General features: G+C 36.1%; 16 protein-coding genes and 1 pseudogene. 8 read left to right on the top strand and 9 right to left on the bottom strand.

Annotation, left to right across the window (positions count from 1 at the left end):
* Positions 1–47: 47 nt before the first annotated feature.
* Positions 48–1,802, top strand: a complete 1,755-nt coding sequence (locus BOQ64_RS11735; RefSeq protein WP_129055456.1) for a BspA family leucine-rich repeat surface protein — start codon at positions 48–50, stop codon at positions 1,800–1,802.
* 53 nt (positions 1,803–1,855) lie between these two features.
* Here BOQ64_RS11735 and purE read toward each other — a convergent pair whose 3' ends face one another.
* Positions 1,856–2,359 (bottom strand): 5-(carboxyamino)imidazole ribonucleotide mutase, encoded by a 504-nt coding sequence (gene purE, locus BOQ64_RS11730; RefSeq protein ID WP_129055455.1) that lies wholly within the window; start codon positions 2,357–2,359, stop codon positions 1,856–1,858.
* Positions 2,360–2,695: 336 nt separating this feature from the next.
* Between purE and BOQ64_RS11725 the strand changes: the two genes are divergently transcribed.
* The 5 genes from BOQ64_RS11725 (at position 2,696) to BOQ64_RS11705 (ending at position 8,203) form a co-directional block, all read left to right on the top strand.
* Entirely contained in the window at positions 2,696–3,601 is a 906-nt protein-coding gene (locus BOQ64_RS11725) for a DMT family transporter (protein WP_129055453.1), read from the top strand.
* Positions 3,602–3,922: 321 nt separating this feature from the next.
* Complete coding sequence (locus BOQ64_RS11720; protein WP_129055451.1) at positions 3,923–4,495, top strand: hypothetical protein; 573 nt, start codon at positions 3,923–3,925, stop codon at positions 4,493–4,495.
* A gap of 6 nt (positions 4,496–4,501) precedes the next feature.
* Positions 4,502–6,625, top strand: a complete 2,124-nt coding sequence (locus BOQ64_RS11715) for a cation:proton antiporter (protein WP_129055449.1) — start codon at positions 4,502–4,504, stop codon at positions 6,623–6,625.
* A gap of 172 nt (positions 6,626–6,797) precedes the next feature.
* Positions 6,798–7,469 carry an SH3 domain-containing protein gene (locus tag BOQ64_RS11710; RefSeq protein ID WP_129055447.1) on the top strand — a complete coding sequence of 224 codons (672 nt, stop codon included), beginning with the start codon at positions 6,798–6,800 and terminating at the stop codon, positions 7,467–7,469.
* Between the two features lie 32 nt (positions 7,470–7,501).
* Complete coding sequence (locus BOQ64_RS11705) at positions 7,502–8,203, top strand: SH3 domain-containing protein (RefSeq protein ID WP_129055445.1); 702 nt, start codon at positions 7,502–7,504, stop codon at positions 8,201–8,203.
* A gap of 69 nt (positions 8,204–8,272) precedes the next feature.
* Here BOQ64_RS11705 and BOQ64_RS11700 read toward each other — a convergent pair whose 3' ends face one another.
* Entirely contained in the window at positions 8,273–9,385 is a 1,113-nt protein-coding gene (locus BOQ64_RS11700; protein WP_129055443.1) for a 5-(carboxyamino)imidazole ribonucleotide synthase, read from the bottom strand.
* A gap of 24 nt (positions 9,386–9,409) precedes the next feature.
* Positions 9,410–9,961, bottom strand: coding sequence for a DUF1543 domain-containing protein (locus tag BOQ64_RS11695; protein WP_129055441.1), 552 nt, complete (start codon positions 9,959–9,961; stop codon positions 9,410–9,412).
* Between the two features lie 97 nt (positions 9,962–10,058).
* Here BOQ64_RS11695 and BOQ64_RS11690 point away from each other — a divergent pair, with 97 nt between their 5' ends.
* Both BOQ64_RS11690 and BOQ64_RS11685 read left to right on the top strand, forming a co-directional pair.
* A complete protein-coding gene (locus tag BOQ64_RS11690) occupies positions 10,059–10,889 on the top strand; it encodes a sulfite exporter TauE/SafE family protein (RefSeq protein WP_045499599.1) in 831 nt (276 codons plus the stop codon).
* Entirely contained in the window at positions 10,889–11,272 is a 384-nt protein-coding gene (locus BOQ64_RS11685) for a DUF1634 domain-containing protein (RefSeq protein WP_129055439.1), read from the top strand. The genes BOQ64_RS11690 and BOQ64_RS11685 overlap by 1 nt, the downstream gene beginning before the upstream one ends.
* On the opposite strand, the gene BOQ64_RS11680 is transcribed toward BOQ64_RS11685, so the two are convergent.
* From BOQ64_RS11680 to BOQ64_RS11655, 6 genes and pseudogenes are all read right to left on the bottom strand, one after another.
* Positions 11,273–11,650, bottom strand: coding sequence for a VOC family protein (locus tag BOQ64_RS11680; RefSeq protein WP_129055437.1), 378 nt, complete (start codon positions 11,648–11,650; stop codon positions 11,273–11,275).
* Positions 11,651–11,671: 21 nt separating this feature from the next.
* A complete protein-coding gene (locus BOQ64_RS11675; RefSeq protein WP_129055435.1) occupies positions 11,672–12,112 on the bottom strand; it encodes a nuclear transport factor 2 family protein in 441 nt (146 codons plus the stop codon).
* 242 nt (positions 12,113–12,354) lie between these two features.
* Positions 12,355–13,410, bottom strand: a complete 1,056-nt coding sequence (locus BOQ64_RS11670; protein WP_129055433.1) for a diphosphomevalonate/mevalonate 3,5-bisphosphate decarboxylase family protein — start codon at positions 13,408–13,410, stop codon at positions 12,355–12,357.
* Between the two features lie 22 nt (positions 13,411–13,432).
* Positions 13,433–13,849, bottom strand: a complete 417-nt coding sequence (locus BOQ64_RS11665; protein ID WP_129055431.1) for a hypothetical protein — start codon at positions 13,847–13,849, stop codon at positions 13,433–13,435.
* Between the two features lie 32 nt (positions 13,850–13,881).
* Positions 13,882–15,650, bottom strand: a pseudogene (locus BOQ64_RS11660) (AMP-dependent synthetase/ligase).
* Complete coding sequence (locus BOQ64_RS11655; protein WP_129055429.1) at positions 15,647–16,660, bottom strand: NAD-dependent epimerase/dehydratase family protein; 1,014 nt, start codon at positions 16,658–16,660, stop codon at positions 15,647–15,649. The pseudogene BOQ64_RS11660 and the gene BOQ64_RS11655 overlap by 4 nt, the downstream one beginning before the upstream one ends.
* Positions 16,661–16,739: the final 79 nt, after the last annotated feature.

Raw genomic sequence — 16,739 nt, 5'->3', positions numbered from 1 at the left:
TAAACATTTAATTTATTTTTACTACATTTATTTCACAAAATATTGATATGCTTAAAAAACTTTTACCATGTATTCTTTTTATTGTATTTTTTCAAATCATTAAAGCTCAAAATGAGTTTATCACTATTTGGAAACCAAGTCTTCCTTCCTCTACTTCTTTAGGAATTCCCAATAACTCTAATGAACATCAGGCCTGGCTTCCGGGAAAAGGAACGAATTACACCATCTATTGGGAGGAAATTGGTTATCCTTCACATCATAATACAATGCAGAATATATCTTCTGACTTCCAGGTACTCATAGATTTTGGAACACCATTAAACCCTGTTCCAAACAATGCCACCTATCGGGTTAAAATAAGTAATGGAATTGGAAATTTTCACCAAATCCAATTTTTGAGTCAGCAGACAAATACCGGAAATCAACCCATAGGAATAGTAGGAGATGTAAATAAAATAGTAAATATTGAGCAATGGGGAAATATCAAGTGGTCTTCTATGAATTATGCATTTTCATCTTGTGTTAATTTGGATGTTGCTGCTACAGATATTCCTGACCTTTCTGAGGCAACTGACATGTCTTATATGTTTTTAGACTGTAAAAACTTTATTTCAAATCCAACCATCGATAACTGGAATATATCCAATATTACCAACTTAGAAGGAATCTTTTACAACTGTTATTTATTTAACCAACCTGTAGGGAACTGGAACACCTCCAACATCACCAATTTGAAGAGAGCTTTTGCAGGATGCTTTTTATTCAACCAGCCTATCGGAAACTGGAATATATCCAATGTTACCAACTTATCAGAAACCTTTCTCACTTGCTATGAATTCGACCAGCCTTTAGAAAACTGGAATACCTCTAATGCTACTTCAATGGCAATTATGTTTATGTCTGCAAGGAAATTCAATCAGCCATTAGCCAGCTGGAATACTTCCAAAGTAACCTCTACAGCCTCTATGTTTCTGAATGCTTCTAAATTTAATCAGCCTATAGAAAGTTGGGATATGTCTCGTAACATTGAATCTAAATTTATGTTTTTCAATGCCACTCAATTTAACCAGCCCTTAGGAAATTGGAATACCTCACAGATTAACGATATGATGTCTATGTTCAACAATGCGAAAAACTTCAATCAGGATATTAGCAGCTGGGATACGGGTAATGTACAAAATATGAATAATATGTTTTCCGGGGCTGAGCAATTCAATGGCGATCTCTCCAACTGGAATGTAAGTAAGGTAAAAGATATGTCCTACATGTTTAGCGGAGCCAAAAAATTCAATCAAAATTTAGGAAAATGGAGACTTAATTCTTTACAATTGGCCAGTAATATTCTTAAAAATACAGCGCTAACCTGTGAAAATTATGATAACACTCTTTATGGCTGGAGCCAGAACACCTCCCTGCCCAGTAACATTAATATTTCATCAGTCTCCCCTCTTGTTTATTCACACTCAGGAGCGGTAACTGCAAGAAATTATCTGATAAACGATAAAGGCTGGACTATTACCGGAGATATCTATGATGGAGAATGTGCATCCCAACTTGGAACTTCCGATATAAAAACGGATAACAAAATAAGTATCTATCCTAATCCGGCGACAGATATCATTTACCTTAAAAACATTCAAAATCCTGAAAATTATACGATCCATGACATCAGTGGAAGAATGATTACAAAAGACTTTTTACATAGCAATACAATTTCAATTGAGTCTTTACCTTCAGGAAATTATATATTACACATTATTACACAAGGCAAAAGTCATACTTTTAAGTTTATAAAAAAATAAAATAAGAAAGCCTCACTGAAATATTGAGGCTTTATATTGATGTAAGTTTAAAACTATTTATCGAAATGATTAGGATGTTGTGCTTTGATGTCTTCCACAGTTCCCAAGACCTTATCTTTTAGAGAATCCTGATATTGTTGAAGCTTTCCCGCCACTTCTTCATTTCCGCTTCCGATGATTTTAGCAGCTAAAATACCTGCATTCAGAGCTCCGTTTAATGCTACAGTTGCTACTGGAATACCACCTGGCATCTGAAGAATTGAAAGAACAGAATCCCATCCGTCAATAGAGTTACTGGACAAGATTGGAACTCCAATTACAGGAAGTGTTGTACAGCTTGCTACCATTCCCGGAAGATGAGCCGCTCCACCTGCTCCGGCAACAATTACTTTAAGACCTCTCTCCTGAGCTGTCTTTGCATAATCAAACATTCTTTCCGGTGTTCTGTGTGCTGAAACTACAGTTAATTCATAAGGAATATTCAGACTTTTAAGGAAATTTGCAGCCTGTTCCATGATCGGCAGATCACTCTGACTGCCCATAATAATACCTACCATCTTCAATTTTATTAGATGTTCAAAGATAAAAAATAAAGCTGGAAGTTTATTCCAAACAACATACTATCTATTCATTTCATACTGCAATCTATATAAATACCGCCATAACTCCTCTTTTCCATCCTTCAATTTCCCTCCCACATATATTATCAATTACCTCAACAACACACCTCTTTAATTATATCTCATACTACAATCTCTCTAAAGACCGTTATAACTTCCCCCTTCCATTCTCCAGCTTCCCTCCTTTCCATCTGTATCATCAAAAATCATCTCAACTGTACCCTTTCAACTTGTAAAAAAACTGCTACATTTGTTTGTTACACTCAATTTACTTTGAAAGATTATAAACTTATTTTCGCTGTTCTCACCGTTGCTTTTGTCTGGGGAACTACGTTTTTAGCCATCCGTGTGGCTGTAGAAACCATTCCGGCATGGTTTGTAGCCGGTATCCGTCAGTTTCTTGCTTCCATCATTATGCTTATTATCCTTCTTTCAAGAAAGGAATTCAAATGGATTGGCTGGAAAAGTCTGGGCTATCAGATTGTTTTTGCCTCTTTAATGTTGGTGATAGCTAACGGTATGACGACGGTTGCTGAAGAAACGGTTTCAAGCAGTCTTGCATCACTCATCAGTGCCTGCTCTCCTATTCTTGTATTTTTGGGAAGTGTGGCTGTTGGTTTACAAAAATTCAGTATCAGAGCCTTTCTCGGTGTTTTACTCTGCTTCAGCGGAATTCTCTTTATTTTCTGGGACGGCCTGCAGGATCTTGCCAACCCTGATTACAGAATGGGAATGATTTTCATGTTTTGTGCAATTACGGGATGGGCTTCAGGAACTATTTTTACAAAGAAACTGAATATCCAAAGTGGAAATATAACTCTGAATTTATTTTATCAGTTCTTATTTGCAGGAATCGTTCAGGTTATCCTTGCCTTCCTGTTTTCAGAGAATTATAATTTTGGAAACTGGACTATCAAAAGTATCTCCGCAATGCTGTATCTGTCTGTTTTCGGTTCTGTGGCTGCCTTTTTTGCTTTCCATTATGCGCTAACTAAAATTTCTCCGGTACAGGTTTCCATATTGGCTTACATCAATACCATTATTGCAATCTTCCTGGGCTGGCTGATTATGGATGAACAGATTTCAATGAAATTTATTCTTGCGGCTGCATTAATTATTTGTGGGGTGTTTATCATCAACTATAAACCGGAAATGTTCAGAAGGCAGAAAGTTGCATAATTTCTTTTATTGTTGGATGACGCAAAGACGCAAATAAAGTTTTATGTATAATGCTTTAAGGCGCAAGAATTTTATCTGCGATAAAATTTCATACGGTATATTTAAATGCTATAAAATTCACGATTTTTTATTACGTGTAAAATCTATGTTTCTATGTAGTTTATTTTTTTATCAGATAGAAACATAGTAAAAATATGAAAAAGAAATTTTAAAATCATTCATAAATTCATTAATAAAAGTAAGCAGTCCTACAGCCTTCATACCATCCTAATTTGCCTCGTTTTTATTTTTTCCTTATATTGTATACTCAACCTATACAACATGCTTAAAAACACATTTTTTGTACTTCTTGCGGTTTCTTTTATCTTGGTAAGCTGTGACTACAAGGAAAAGGAAAAGAACCTTACGGACAGAGAAAAACAATTATTGGAAAAAGAAAAAACATTCGCCAAAAAAGAATCTGAATACCAGTCGCTTTTAAAAATGAGAGACAGTATTTTTGCTAAAAAGGATTCAAAAGATTCAATGGTGATTGCCACATGGCCTACAGAAATCTCCGGCCCTTGGAACGGGAAGGTCATCTGTACGGAATCCAACTGCAGTGATTATGCGGTAGGTGATCAGCGTACAGACCTTTGGGAATTTGATAATGATTCTACCCAACCCATCACCAAAATTATCAATAATAACAATCTGGTAAGATTATATTCCGGCAAGTTTGAGAATAATGAAATCAGGCTTTCCTTCAAAACAGATTCCACGGCTAAAAAGAATGTAGAAATGAACGTTCTGCTTAATGATATTTCTGACAACAAGATCAAAGGAACAAGAACTATTACTTCTGATGGCTGTACAGCTAAATTTTCTGTTGAATTAGTACGTTCCACCAAATAAACACCTATGATTTTACTGAGTATACACAATCTGAGCCTTCCTATAGAGGATCCGGTACTAAAGTTCCTATTGGTACTGGTTATCATCCTTGCGGCTCCATTATTATTAAATAAAATTAAAGTTCCCCACCTTCTGGGTCTTATCATTGCCGGAGCCATTATTGGTCCCAATGGATTTAACGTATTATCCAGAGACAGCAGTATTGTAGTAACCGGAACTACCGGACTTCTCTACATCATGTTCCTAGCAGGACTGGAGATTGACATGGGAGATTTTAAGAAAAACAAATGGAAAAGTCTCACTTTCGGGCTTTATACTTTCATTGTACCTTTTGTATTGGGATACCTGGGCGGATATTACATCCTTCACTTTTCAATGCTTACTTCCATCTTATTTGCAAGTCTTTTTTCATCCCACACTCTTATTGCCTATCCATTGGTAAGTAAACTGGGAATAGCCAAAAACAAAGCGGTTAATATTACCGTTGGCGGAACAATGATTACGGATATTCTTGCATTATTGGTCCTTGCCATCATTGTGGGAATGTCTCAGGGAGATGTAGGAACTGAGTTCTGGGTAAAATTATCTGTTTCATTCATTCTTTTTGCATTAATTGTACTTATCGTCTTTCCTATTATTGGCCGTTGGTTCTTCAAAAGAGTTGATGATAAGATCTCCCAGTATATTTTCGTATTGGTGATGATTTATCTGGCTGCTATGCTTGCCGAACTTGCCGGAGTGGAAGCCATTATTGGAGCATTCTTTGCCGGATTGGCATTAAACAGATTGATTCCACATACTTCTTCCTTAATGAACAGGGTGGAATTTGTAGGAAATGCGATTTTTATTCCTTTCTTCCTGATCAGTGTGGGAATGCTGATTGACTTCAAAGTATTTTTCAAAAGCTGGGAAACTCTTGAAGTGGCAGGAATTATGCTTGTGGCGTCCATTGGTGGGAAATATCTCTCTGCAATAGCTACTCAAAAGACTTTCAGACTGACTAAAGAAGAAGGAAAACTTATCTTTGGATTGAGCTCTGCCTCTGCTGCGGCAACCCTTGCCTCTGTAATGGTTGGTTACAACATTATCCTTTCCGAAACTGAAACCGGGGAACCTGTAAGATTATTGAATGAACACGTGCTGAACGGAAGTATTTTATTAATTCTTATTTCCTGTACTATTTCATCCTTTATCTCCATGGCGAGCGCTCAAAAGATTGCAGAAAGTGATAATGAAGACACGGTTTCCGGAACCAGTCATGAAGAGGAAAATATTCTACTGGCGATTAATCATGAAGAAACTGTAGAGAGAATGGTAAACCTTGGAATTCTGATTAAAGCACATTCCAATACGGAAGATCTTTTTGCACTAAACGTCATCAATGAAGATAAAAACGAATCATCTGTAAAGAATGCCGAAAAACTTCTTCATCAGGCTGCTGATACAGCTGCCGCTGCTGATGTAAAGTTACAGTCGCTAAAAAGATATGACAACGATGTTATCAATGGAGTAAACAACGTTATTAAAGAACAGAAAATTACAGACCTTATCATTGGATTAGAGGATGAAAAAGGATTTTCTCCTTCTTTTGTCTACAACCTTTATAACGGTTATCTTCAGAACGATGATGTAAACGTATTGGTATATCATGCTGCCCAACCGCTTTCTACCATTAAGAAATATGCTGTGATGATTCCTGAAAATGCTCATAAAGAAGCAGGATTCTTCCACGCTCTTTTAAGGGTTTGGAATATCGCAAGAAATTCAGGAGCTACAGTTGTTTTCTATGCACCTGAAAACATTCTGGACATCCTTCAGAAAATCATTAAAAAAGCCAATATAGAGGCCGAATTTATCATCATGAATACATGGCAGGATGGTGAAAGAACAGCAACTCAGCTGAAAGATGATGAAGCTCTTATCATTTTTATGGCTAAACGCGGAATGCAGTCCTATATTCCAAGAATGAGACTTATTCCTGAGCTCCTAAACAGATACCTTAATGATAATAACTATCTCTTGATTTTCCCATTCTCTGAGTATGATAAGAACAGCCCGGAAATACGGTCTGTAGGCAATCATGGAGATTTTGTGGAAATCGGAAATGTAATTCAGAAAATATTTAAATAAAGAAGACAGGAAGCCTGGAGCTGAAAGGTATTGAGTATGATAAAGGACTACAATTTAATTGATCTATTCTCTTAAAAAGCAGTCCACGGTCATTCATCTTTAAATAACTTTCAGCCTCATCCATCCTACGCTTCCTGTCTTTTTACCTATTTTTGTTCAAAATTAAAATTCATTGAAAACAAAGAAGATATTCCTTTTAACAGCAATTTTAAGTGTGCAGTTATCATTAGCTCAGTTTGCAAAGGTTGTAGACAAAGATGGCTATGTGAATATAAGGGAAAATGCAGATGAAAACAGCTTGGTCATTGGGAAAGTGAATTCCGATGAGATCGTTTATGTATTTGAATCTGATCCTGCTCATAAAAACTGGGCTAATCTAAGCAGTGGCTATGTTCATAATTCAAGACTGAAATATATAAAGACTTACCAGGCAATTCCGGCCACAGTACGGGATGCCAATAAGGTAAGTTTTAAATCAGGAAATATTAAGGTAAACATCGTATCCGGAAAATTCAATTTTAAGGAAAACGAAAAAGATTTTACATCAACACTGAGCGGAGATTTCTACAAAGAACAGCAGGTATGGGGAATAGATGGAACAGTTCCTAAGACTCATTACCTTTCTATTACTGCACAGATTGGGGACAAAACCATTCAGATTCCTGCCAAGGAGTTTGAAAACCTGTTTCAAATTAATAATAAATCTACGACCTGTTATTACGACCGTCCTAATGATACTTTATATATCTCCATGTTAAATTCTGATGGTGCTGGTACGTACGTTGCTCTTTTTACCATAGAAAAAGGTGAATACAAAGGAAGAACTTTGGAAATCCCTTTTTAATCTTTTATTAAAATTTAAATTACCCAACACTATTGAAAACAAAGAAAATATTCCTTTTAACAGCATTTTTAAGTGTACAGTTATCTTTTGCCCAGTTTGCTAAAATTGTAGATAAGGACGGATATGTAAATCTTAGAGAAAGTGCAAATGCAAAAAGTAAGATTATAGGAAAGATCAAATCTGATGAAATTGTATATGGTTTTGGTGCTGATGAAACGAACAAGAACTGGATGAATATTTATTACGATGATAAAACGACCGGTTACATTTCTACTTCAAAACTTAAACTTATAGAATCCTATGAAGCAATACTTCCTGCAACTAAGGATGAAAATAAGGTTGTTTTCAAATCCGGAAATATTAAAATTGATGTCATTTCTGAAAAGTTTAATTATAAAGAGAATAAAAAATTCTTTTCTTCATCCAACTATAATGGGCAAAAAATAGAAGACAGATATAAAAATCAGCAGATATGGGGAACAGACGGAACAGTTCCTCAAACTCATTACAAATCTATTACAGTACAGATTGGTGATAAAAAAGTTCAGATCCCTAATAAAGAGATTGAAAACCTTTTTAATGTCAGCAACCAGTTTACAGCATGTTATTTTGATCGTAAAAATGATACAATATATCTTACCATGCTTAATTCTGATGGTGCAGGTGCTTATGTTGCTCTTTTTAAAATTGTAAAAGGAGTATATAAAGAAAGAATTTTAAAGATTCCTTTTTAAAAGGATCTCCCATTTTTAAAAAAGTAAAAAGGCAGCTATTATACAGCTACCTTTTTTATATTTTTTGAATTATTCAGAAATCACTCTCACCATTCCCTTTACTTTTATAAGCTTTTCCATCAGTTCTTCCCTGCAATCTGCAAGAACATTGATGTGACCCATTTTTCTTCCGGGTTTGGTTTCTGTTTTTCCGTATAAGTGTACATAGGTTTCCGGTAACTTCAGAACGTCTTCCATTCCTTCGTATACTACCTTTCCAGAGTAGCCCTCTGCACCTACCAGATTCAGCATTCCGCTGTAGGTAATAGCATCTGTATCTGCCAAAGGAAGATCTTTTACTACACGGTACATCTGTTCAAACTGTGAATTGGTATTTCCTTCCTGGCTCTGATGTCCCGAATTATGCAGTCTCGGAGCGGTTTCATTTACCCATACTTTTCCTTCTTTATCCAGGAATAATTCGATAGCAAAAAGCCCCGGAGAATTTATTACATTCAAGAATTTCTCTGTAATGGCATCAATCTGCTGCTGAACATCTTCGGTTAATAAAACCGGGCATACATTGAAGTCCAAAAGATTAAGCTTAGGATCTGCCACCATTTCTGTTACCGGAAATGTATTGGTTTCTCCTTTTCCATTTCTGGCTACAATTACAGAAAGTTCTTTATCTATATCAACCATGTTTTCGATCACAGATGCTTCTTTCCATAGATTCTGGAAGTCTTCTTCTGTTTTAATAACCTGTACTCCTTTTCCATCATATCCGCCAGTATTCATTTTCTGAACGAAAGGTAAAGACATCGTAATCTTTTCATCACTATTCCATACCACCTGAAATTCAGGGCTTGGAATATTGTGAGCTTTATAAAATTCCTTTTGAAGGATCTTTTGCTGAATGGTTTTGATGATGCTTGCATTAGGAACCACTCTGATTCCCTGTTTTTCAAGCTCAGCCAAAGCATCTGCATTTACGTGCTCTATTTCAATGGTTACCACGTCTTTATCTTTTCCAAAATTCAGAACGGTTTCATAATCATTGAAATTTCCCTGCGTAAAATACGAGATATTATGACATGGTGCATCAGAAGCCGGATCCAGAGTATAAAACTCATCATCATACTTCAGAGCGCTTTGTATCAACATTCTTCCCAGCTGTCCGCCTCCCAGAATTCCTATTTTCATTTTTTATTTTTATTAGATTTATGCTTATTGAACTTTATCAATTTTTAAATATCCAAGCCCCATTGGGTTCACCTGATTTTCAGCATCAGATTTTGTAAGAACAATAGAATATTTTTCTTTCATGGCTGCCGGAAGGATATCACTTACATTGAAGATATCATCAATATCTACTCCATGCTTGTCATCAATATGGCTTACAGCTCCTTCAAATCCCATTGTCTTATAGAATTCCGTAGCTTTTGCTCTTTTTACAATTTCACCCATAGATTGCCCTACCATCAGATGCTGCTCATGAAATTCTTCAAAAAAACCAGGCTTATACCCTCCTAAATTAAGAAAGAACAACTGATTTTCTGATGGAGTTTCACCCCTTTCAACGATCTTCACTTCATAACCGTCTGCAAACTTCACTTCCTGATAACAGTCCAGATGAATCTTTCCTTCAGCCTCTTTCCAAAAGGCTTTCATATCCGGAACCAGATCCTTCAGACTTTCAGCAATCCCAAAGAATACGTCATGTTGCTCAATGTTTCTACCTTTGGGAGTAGCCCCAAGGATCACATAAAATAATTTCATTTCACTTTTCATGCATACAAAAATACGTTAAATTTATCTTTTTCAAATGTTTGGCAGACTACTACAATAATTTTATATTTGTAATATTAATTGTAGTATGTCAGAAATCATCATACTCTTCTTTGGTGCCATTTCAGCGGGCCTTTTGGGTTCCCTTACTGGGCTGGGAGGAGGGGTTATCATTATTCCTTTATTAACGCTGGGATTCGGCGTTCCAATGCATTATGCCATCGGTGCTTCTCTTATTTCCGTAATTGGTACCTCTTCCGGTGCTGCGGTAGCTTTCGTAAAAGAAGGTTTTACCAATATGAGAATCGGGATGTTTCTCGAAATAGCCACCACTGCCGGAGCTATTGTAGGAGCCTTGGTTTCAGGAATGCTTAATCCGAATACCATCGGAATTATTTTCGCAAGTATCCTTCTTCTGACGGTTGCTTTAAATTTAAAAGGGAAACCTGACCATCAGGAACCTTTAATTCATGGCAGTCTGGAAGAAAAGCTGAAACTCTATGGAACTTTTCCGGATAAAGGGGTATTAAAAAACTATTCTGCGAGAAATACAGTTCCAGGATTTTTAATGATGATGTTTGCCGGAGCAATGTCCGGACTTTTAGGAATTGGTTCAGGGGCATTGAAGGTATTGGCAATGGACAATATGATGAAACTCCCATTTAAAGTTTCTACTACCACCAGTAATTTTATGATTGGAGTAACGGCTGTTGCCAGTGCACTGATCTATTTCCAGAGAGGAGAAATTATCCCGGTAATTGCTGCTCCTGTATTAATTGGGGTAGTAATTGGAAGTTTTATAGGTTCTAAAACCTTAATGGTATCCAAAACCAAAAAGCTAAAGGTATTTTTTGCGATTGTGATTACAATCCTGTCTGTATATATGATGTATAACGGTATCAACAAAAGCTTCAGATAATGAAAAAGAATTTTACAGATGTAGATCTGAACCGCTCCGTAGGAAATCTCCTGAGACTGGGCGTCATTCTATCTGTGGCTACTTCACTGATCGGTTTTATTAAACTGTTTACCGAAGGTTTTGAAATGCCTAAAAAATATACCAGCCTTGTGGTAGGAACTTCTTCTGATAAAGTATGGAGCCACTTCTGGGAATCTTTATGCAAAGGAGAAGGAATGGCTATTATTCAGCTGGGAATCCTTTTGCTGATCTTCACTCCTCTGATGAGGATTATCTTTGCTTTAATAGGCTATTTAAAAGAAAAAGATTACGTGTATGTATTCATTTCTTCAGTAGTTTTAGCAATTATGGCTGTGAGTTTCTTTGCCGGTTATGCGCACTAATTACATTTCATAAAACTCCAATGGCAACTGGTCTGGATCCTGGGTAAAGAAAAATTCTTTCCCTGTGAATTCGTCTATACGGATTTCTTCACAATCCAACCCCTTCCCTATTAATTCGTTTCGTTTTTCCGTTACATTTTCAACTGAAAAAGCAAGATGTCTTAATCCGCAAGCTTCAGGACGCGATGGGCGTGCTGGTGGATTGGGGAAAGAAAACAGTTCAATCACATAATGTTCTCCAATAGCAAGATCAAGTTTATAGGACTGCCTTTCTTCGCGATAGACCTCACGAACGATCTGTAAACCTAAAACTTCTGTATAGAATTTTTTTGATACTTCGTAATCTGAACCAATAATAGCAATATGATGAATTTTCATTTCTTTTAAATACTCTGTTTTTTATTTTATTTCTTTACAGTTTTCCTTTCTTCGGGTATCAATAATATACTGAATCTTCCATTCATTATTCTGCTTAACTAACTGAAAGCTATTTGCACCACAATGGGATAATTTCCCTTTCAGATAAAAGCTATAAGGGGTAAATACACTTGCCAGATTTCCATCTGTATGAACAGCTTCAATCATAATCCTTTCATCCAGATCACCTTGCTTAAACTTAGAAACAGTTGCTATGAACTCCTGTATACTGTCACTTTTTACTGTACCTTCTTTTGTGATGGTCTGTAGAACAACATTTTCAGCAAAAGATGTTTTCACAAGCTCAGGATCAGCATTTTTCATTCCGAGGAACAGATTTCGGATAGGCTTTTCAATTTCCTGATTCTGTTGTGCAAAACAGAAACTACTGAATACGAAGAGAATTGCTGAGATTTTATTCATGGGGTTGATTTATAGAATAAAAATAAGGAAAAATATGTTTTGGCTAAAGCCATTGGAATTTATTCATTATAAAAAGGTGGGCTTTAGCCCACCTCTATTAAATATTGTTAACGACAAAACGTAGTTTAAGATTATTAAATAACCACAGATTGCACAGATTTTCACAGATGACTGTGTATATTTTATTCTTTCATTAATTTGAGCAAACAAAAAACTACTTCTCTTGAATATTGTCTTTGTTTTTAAAACCTCATCACATCCTTAACTACACCATTCTTTTGAGTATGCTGCAGCAATTCTGCTTCGATGAATATTTTTATCTGTTCTTCTGAAGCATCATTTGGGAATAAAAGGTGTACGTTTGCACCTGCATCCAGAGTAAAGAATAACGGTAAACCTGTTTCTCTTCTGAAATCCCAGATTTTATTGATCACTTCTAATGTTCCTGTTTTCATCAGAATAAAAGCCGGATCGCTCATCATCATCATAGCATGAAGAGTAAGTGCCTCGTGTTCTACCAATTTGATAAAACGTTCCATATCTCCACTTTTCAGAATTTCCTTCATCGGAACAAAATTCTCTCTTGCTTCCTGAAATCTTCTTTCTGCATACGGATTGGTATTCATCAAACCATGCCCAACTGTTGAAGAAACACTTTTCTGCCCTTCATGGATTAACAGAACCCAATCATTGAAGCTTTTAAATACTTCATGAATTTCAGTTTCAGGATAAGCTACTGCAAATAGATCAGAACTTCCTTCTACCTCTTCCGTTTCTCCCCATACGATCAATCCATTATATAAACTTCTGCATGCACTTCCACTTCCTAATCTGGCTAAAAATGAAGCTTTTCTTAAGGATTCTTCATCAGAAGTTTTTCCTGTAAATGCTTCATCCAATGCCATCAGACATTTGGCTATAGCTCCGAACCCTGAAGCAGAACTTGCAATTCCTGAACTATGTGGGAATGTATTTTCTGTTCTGATGATATATTTCCCCTTCAAAATCCATGGAAGATACTGTTCAATATTTTTGAAGTATTTTTCAATCTTTTCAGCAAACTTCACCTCTTCATTTCCTGATAAAAACGTCTGCACAGAAAATGGTTCATCTGCCAAAAACTCCATGGCCGTATTCGTTTTACAATGATTTAAAGTATAACTGATACTTGGATTGGCCGGAATCTGGTTGTCATATTTCCCCCAATATTTAATTAAAGCAATATTAGACGGACAGCTCTCTGAAACCGTTTGTGTATGAATCGTGAAATTTTCTTTTCCTATAAATTGTTGTTGCATTTTATTTCTCTATTATAAAATCTTAATTCTTAAGATATTTAATTATTTCCTGATCTTCATTTACAATATGATCTGTAATATGGAACACATCTTCTTTCCAAGGATGTTGTAAAGCCTCTTCCCTTTGTAGTATTTTCCCTAACATTTTATGTTGCCAAGGAGATTCGTTACCATCTAAAATACTAACATTATACTGACCATTTTCAACTCCTAATCTAAAAAGAAATGATGTTCTGCAATCAGGAATATCACCAGTTCCCCATTCTCCAAGAGATATTAGCCCCAAAACGCTTTTCTCCCCATGTCCCTTCGTAAAGCTTGCATAATATACAGCATAAGCAATGTTATCTGCATATACATACCGAATAAGTTTTGTTATGATTCCTCCGCAACAGTCACAAATACCAATATTAGGTTCTTCAAATTCGATTTCAAGCATAGGGTAAATTGAGATTAGCTTTGACTTAGAAACTAATACATCTTCTCTATAATATCTGCATATTTTTTAAGAACCACGTTTCTTTTTACTTTCAATGTTGGAGTGATTTCTCCTGTATTGATGTCAAATTCGGCTGGCATTAAGGTGAATTTTTTCACTTTCTCATAGTCAGCAAGGTGACTCTGTAGTTCTTTAATCTTTTCTTTATAAAAGCTGATTATCTTTTCATTTTTTACTGCTTCTTCCCAATTGGTGAAAGGAATATGATTCTTTTTAATGTAGTCCTGTAAGAACTCAAAGTTTGGAACAATTAAAGCAGATACAAACTGTTTCCCTTCTGCTACCAGCATAATCTGCTGAATGAAATTATTATTGGTAAGAAGATTTTCAATCTGCTGTGGTGCAATGTATTTTCCGTTAGAGGTTTTCATTAAGTCTTTAAGCCTGTCTGTAATAATCAGATTGCCTTTATCATCTAATTTACCTGCATCCCCGGTTTTAAACCAGCCATCTTCTGTAAATACTTTTTGAGTTTCTTCAGGTCTGTTATAATAGCCTTTCATGATTCCGTTTCCTCTGGCCTGGATCTCGTCACTTTCTCCGATACGGATTTCTACACCCGGTAACGGCTTTCCGCTCGTAGCATGTTCAAAATGAGTTAAAGGAAAAAGGGTTAAAGTAGCTGTAGTTTCCGTTAAGCCATACCCAACAGTAACATGAATACCAACAGACTCAAAGAATCGTGTTACTTCCGGCGATAAGGATGCTCCACCACAAGGTAGAAACCATAATCTTCCACCCATTTTATCTTTAATTTTACTGAAGACAAGGCTATCAGCAACCGATTCTTTTAATTTTAATCCAAAAGGAATTGGTCTTTCATTTCTTCTCAATTCAGCAGTTTCCCATCCGGTTTTTAAGGCCCAATTAAAGATTTTTTTCTTCAATGACGAACCTTCTTCTGCCTTTTCTAAAACTCCGGCATAAACTTTCTGAAAAAACCTTGGTACCGCACACATGGTAGTAGGTTTTACTTCTTCCAATGCTTTGGCTACATTTTTTGGATCTTCCAGAAAATAGACTCTTGCTCCACCATATAGACATAATAGGCTCCAGCTTCTTTCAAAAACATGGCTTAAGGGTAAGAATGCCAGTGAAAGCTCTTCTTCAAAGTTTTAAATTTAAAAAACTCAAAATGAGAATCGAATGCCTTGATGAAATTTCCATGAGTAAGCATCACTCCTTTTGGGGTGCCCGTAGTTCCGGAAGTATAGATCAACGTGGCAGTATCATCATATTCTTTTTTATAAATCTCCAGCTCCGAAGAAGCTTTTGCTATAAAGTCTTCTAGATAAAAGCTGCTGAATTCTTTCTTGATCCATACAGCCTTTTTAGAAACAATAATTGTTTCAAGACTATTATCTCCTTTTTGTAAAATATCAAGACAGGCATCATATTGCATCTGGTTTCCCACCAGGATTGCTTTAGCTCCCGAATCATTAATGATATATTCTGCCTGCTCAGCATTATTGGTAGAGTAAATAGGAACCGTAATTGCTCCCATCGCCATTGCAGCCAAATCAACAATCATCCACTCAGAAGAGTTATCTGAATAAATAGCCACTTTATCGTTTTCCTGAACACCTGATTCTTTTAACGCATTGGCTGTTTTAAAAATAATTTCACTGAATTTCTTCCAGCTCAGCTCTTTCCAGGCTTCTTCTTTCTTTTTAAAACCGATAGCCGCTTTTATAGGATGTTTTTCTACATTTTTAAGGATTATTGCCTCTGCAAGATTCATTTCTTCAGCTTTTTGTCGTTAATATAATTGTTCAGGTGAAAGTCTATGCTTTCTTTGATAGGAATAAACTGATAATTCAGTTTTTCCGTGACTTTGTGATTGGAAATGGTATTGAATGAAGAGATCGCTTCAATATTGGATTCTGTAGCCATTTTCAGCTTTGGAATCAACCAACCGAAAAGAGTATTGGCCCATTTTCCTATGTTTAATATAGATCTTGAAAGTATTCTTGCCTCTTTAAGTCCTAATCGGGTTCTGATCTGTTGGGCCAGGTCGGCATATCTGTTATTTTCGGAAACAATGATAAAACGTTCTCCGAAAATATTATTTTCCATCAGTTCAATAGCGGTTTTAGCAACATCTCTTACGTCTACATAAGCAGATCCTCCGGCAAAGGTAAAACTATTATCTTCAAAGGTTGAAAAAAGCTCACCACTGCTTTGTGTCCAGTTTCCGCTTCCTACAATCATTCCCGGATTAATAATCACTATGTTCATTCCTTCAGCCGAGGCTCTCCAGGCTTCCATTTCGGATAAATGTTTGGAAATAGCATAAGCAGAATGTTCTAATTTCGGATTAAAATCAGACTCTTCATCCAGCTCTCCTTTTTCGTTATAATTATCTAAAACGGCTACAGAACTTACGTGCAGAAATTTTTTAACATCAGATCCTTCACAGGCATACAGCAGGTTTTCGGTACCTTTAATATTGGTACGGTACATCTCTTTTTCATCTTTAGGATGAAAACTTACTTTTGCGGCACAATGGTAGACCTCATCTACTCCTCTCAGTGCATCCTTTAGAGAATCAATATCATCAAAATCCACATTAACCCATTCGATCTTATTGAAAAAATCATCAGGATTCTCCGTATAAAAGCTGTATGAATGCCTTACTTCGTTTAAATTGCTGCCCGGTCTTTTGGAAGCACGTACGTTTTTACCTCTTTTAAGAAGCTCCAGCACGATTATTCTTCCCAGAATTCCGGTTGCACCCGTTACAAAAACCATTAATTATGTTGCTTGATTGCTGACTAAAATATGACAATATTTTCTATCCGGCAATTCTTCAGGTTCCTGTAAAAGTTAC

The sequence above is a fragment of the Chryseobacterium sp. CH25 genome (genome assembly GCF_004119455.1).
In the GTDB taxonomy this organism is placed as follows: domain Bacteria; phylum Bacteroidota; class Bacteroidia; order Flavobacteriales; family Weeksellaceae; genus Chryseobacterium.
Note: the sequence above shows the minus strand (reverse complement) of the source record. Positions and strands in the feature narration are given on the sequence as shown.

Coding starts and splice junctions, on each gene's coding strand:
- BOQ64_RS11735 (WP_129055456.1), top strand. CDS start 48: ATGCTTAAAAAACTTTTACCATGTATTCTTTTTATTGTATTTTTTCAA.
- purE (WP_129055455.1), bottom strand. CDS start 2,359: ATGGTAGGTATTATTATGGGCAGTCAGAGTGATCTGCCGATCATGGAA.
- BOQ64_RS11720 (WP_129055451.1), top strand. CDS start 3,923: ATGCTTAAAAACACATTTTTTGTACTTCTTGCGGTTTCTTTTATCTTG.
- BOQ64_RS11715 (WP_129055449.1), top strand. CDS start 4,502: ATGATTTTACTGAGTATACACAATCTGAGCCTTCCTATAGAGGATCCG.
- BOQ64_RS11700 (WP_129055443.1), bottom strand. CDS start 9,385: ATGAAAATAGGAATTCTGGGAGGCGGACAGCTGGGAAGAATGTTGATA.
- BOQ64_RS11695 (WP_129055441.1), bottom strand. CDS start 9,961: ATGAAATTATTTTATGTGATCCTTGGGGCTACTCCCAAAGGTAGAAAC.
- BOQ64_RS11690 (WP_045499599.1), top strand. CDS start 10,059: ATGTCAGAAATCATCATACTCTTCTTTGGTGCCATTTCAGCGGGCCTT.
- BOQ64_RS11685 (WP_129055439.1), top strand. CDS start 10,889: ATGAAAAAGAATTTTACAGATGTAGATCTGAACCGCTCCGTAGGAAAT.
- BOQ64_RS11680 (WP_129055437.1), bottom strand. CDS start 11,650: ATGAAAATTCATCATATTGCTATTATTGGTTCAGATTACGAAGTATCA.
- BOQ64_RS11675 (WP_129055435.1), bottom strand. CDS start 12,112: ATGAATAAAATCTCAGCAATTCTCTTCGTATTCAGTAGTTTCTGTTTT.
- BOQ64_RS11670 (WP_129055433.1), bottom strand. CDS start 13,410: ATGCAACAACAATTTATAGGAAAAGAAAATTTCACGATTCATACACAA.
- BOQ64_RS11665 (WP_129055431.1), bottom strand. CDS start 13,849: ATGCTTGAAATCGAATTTGAAGAACCTAATATTGGTATTTGTGACTGT.
- BOQ64_RS11655 (WP_129055429.1), bottom strand. CDS start 16,660: ATGGTTTTTGTAACGGGTGCAACCGGAATTCTGGGAAGAATAATCGTG.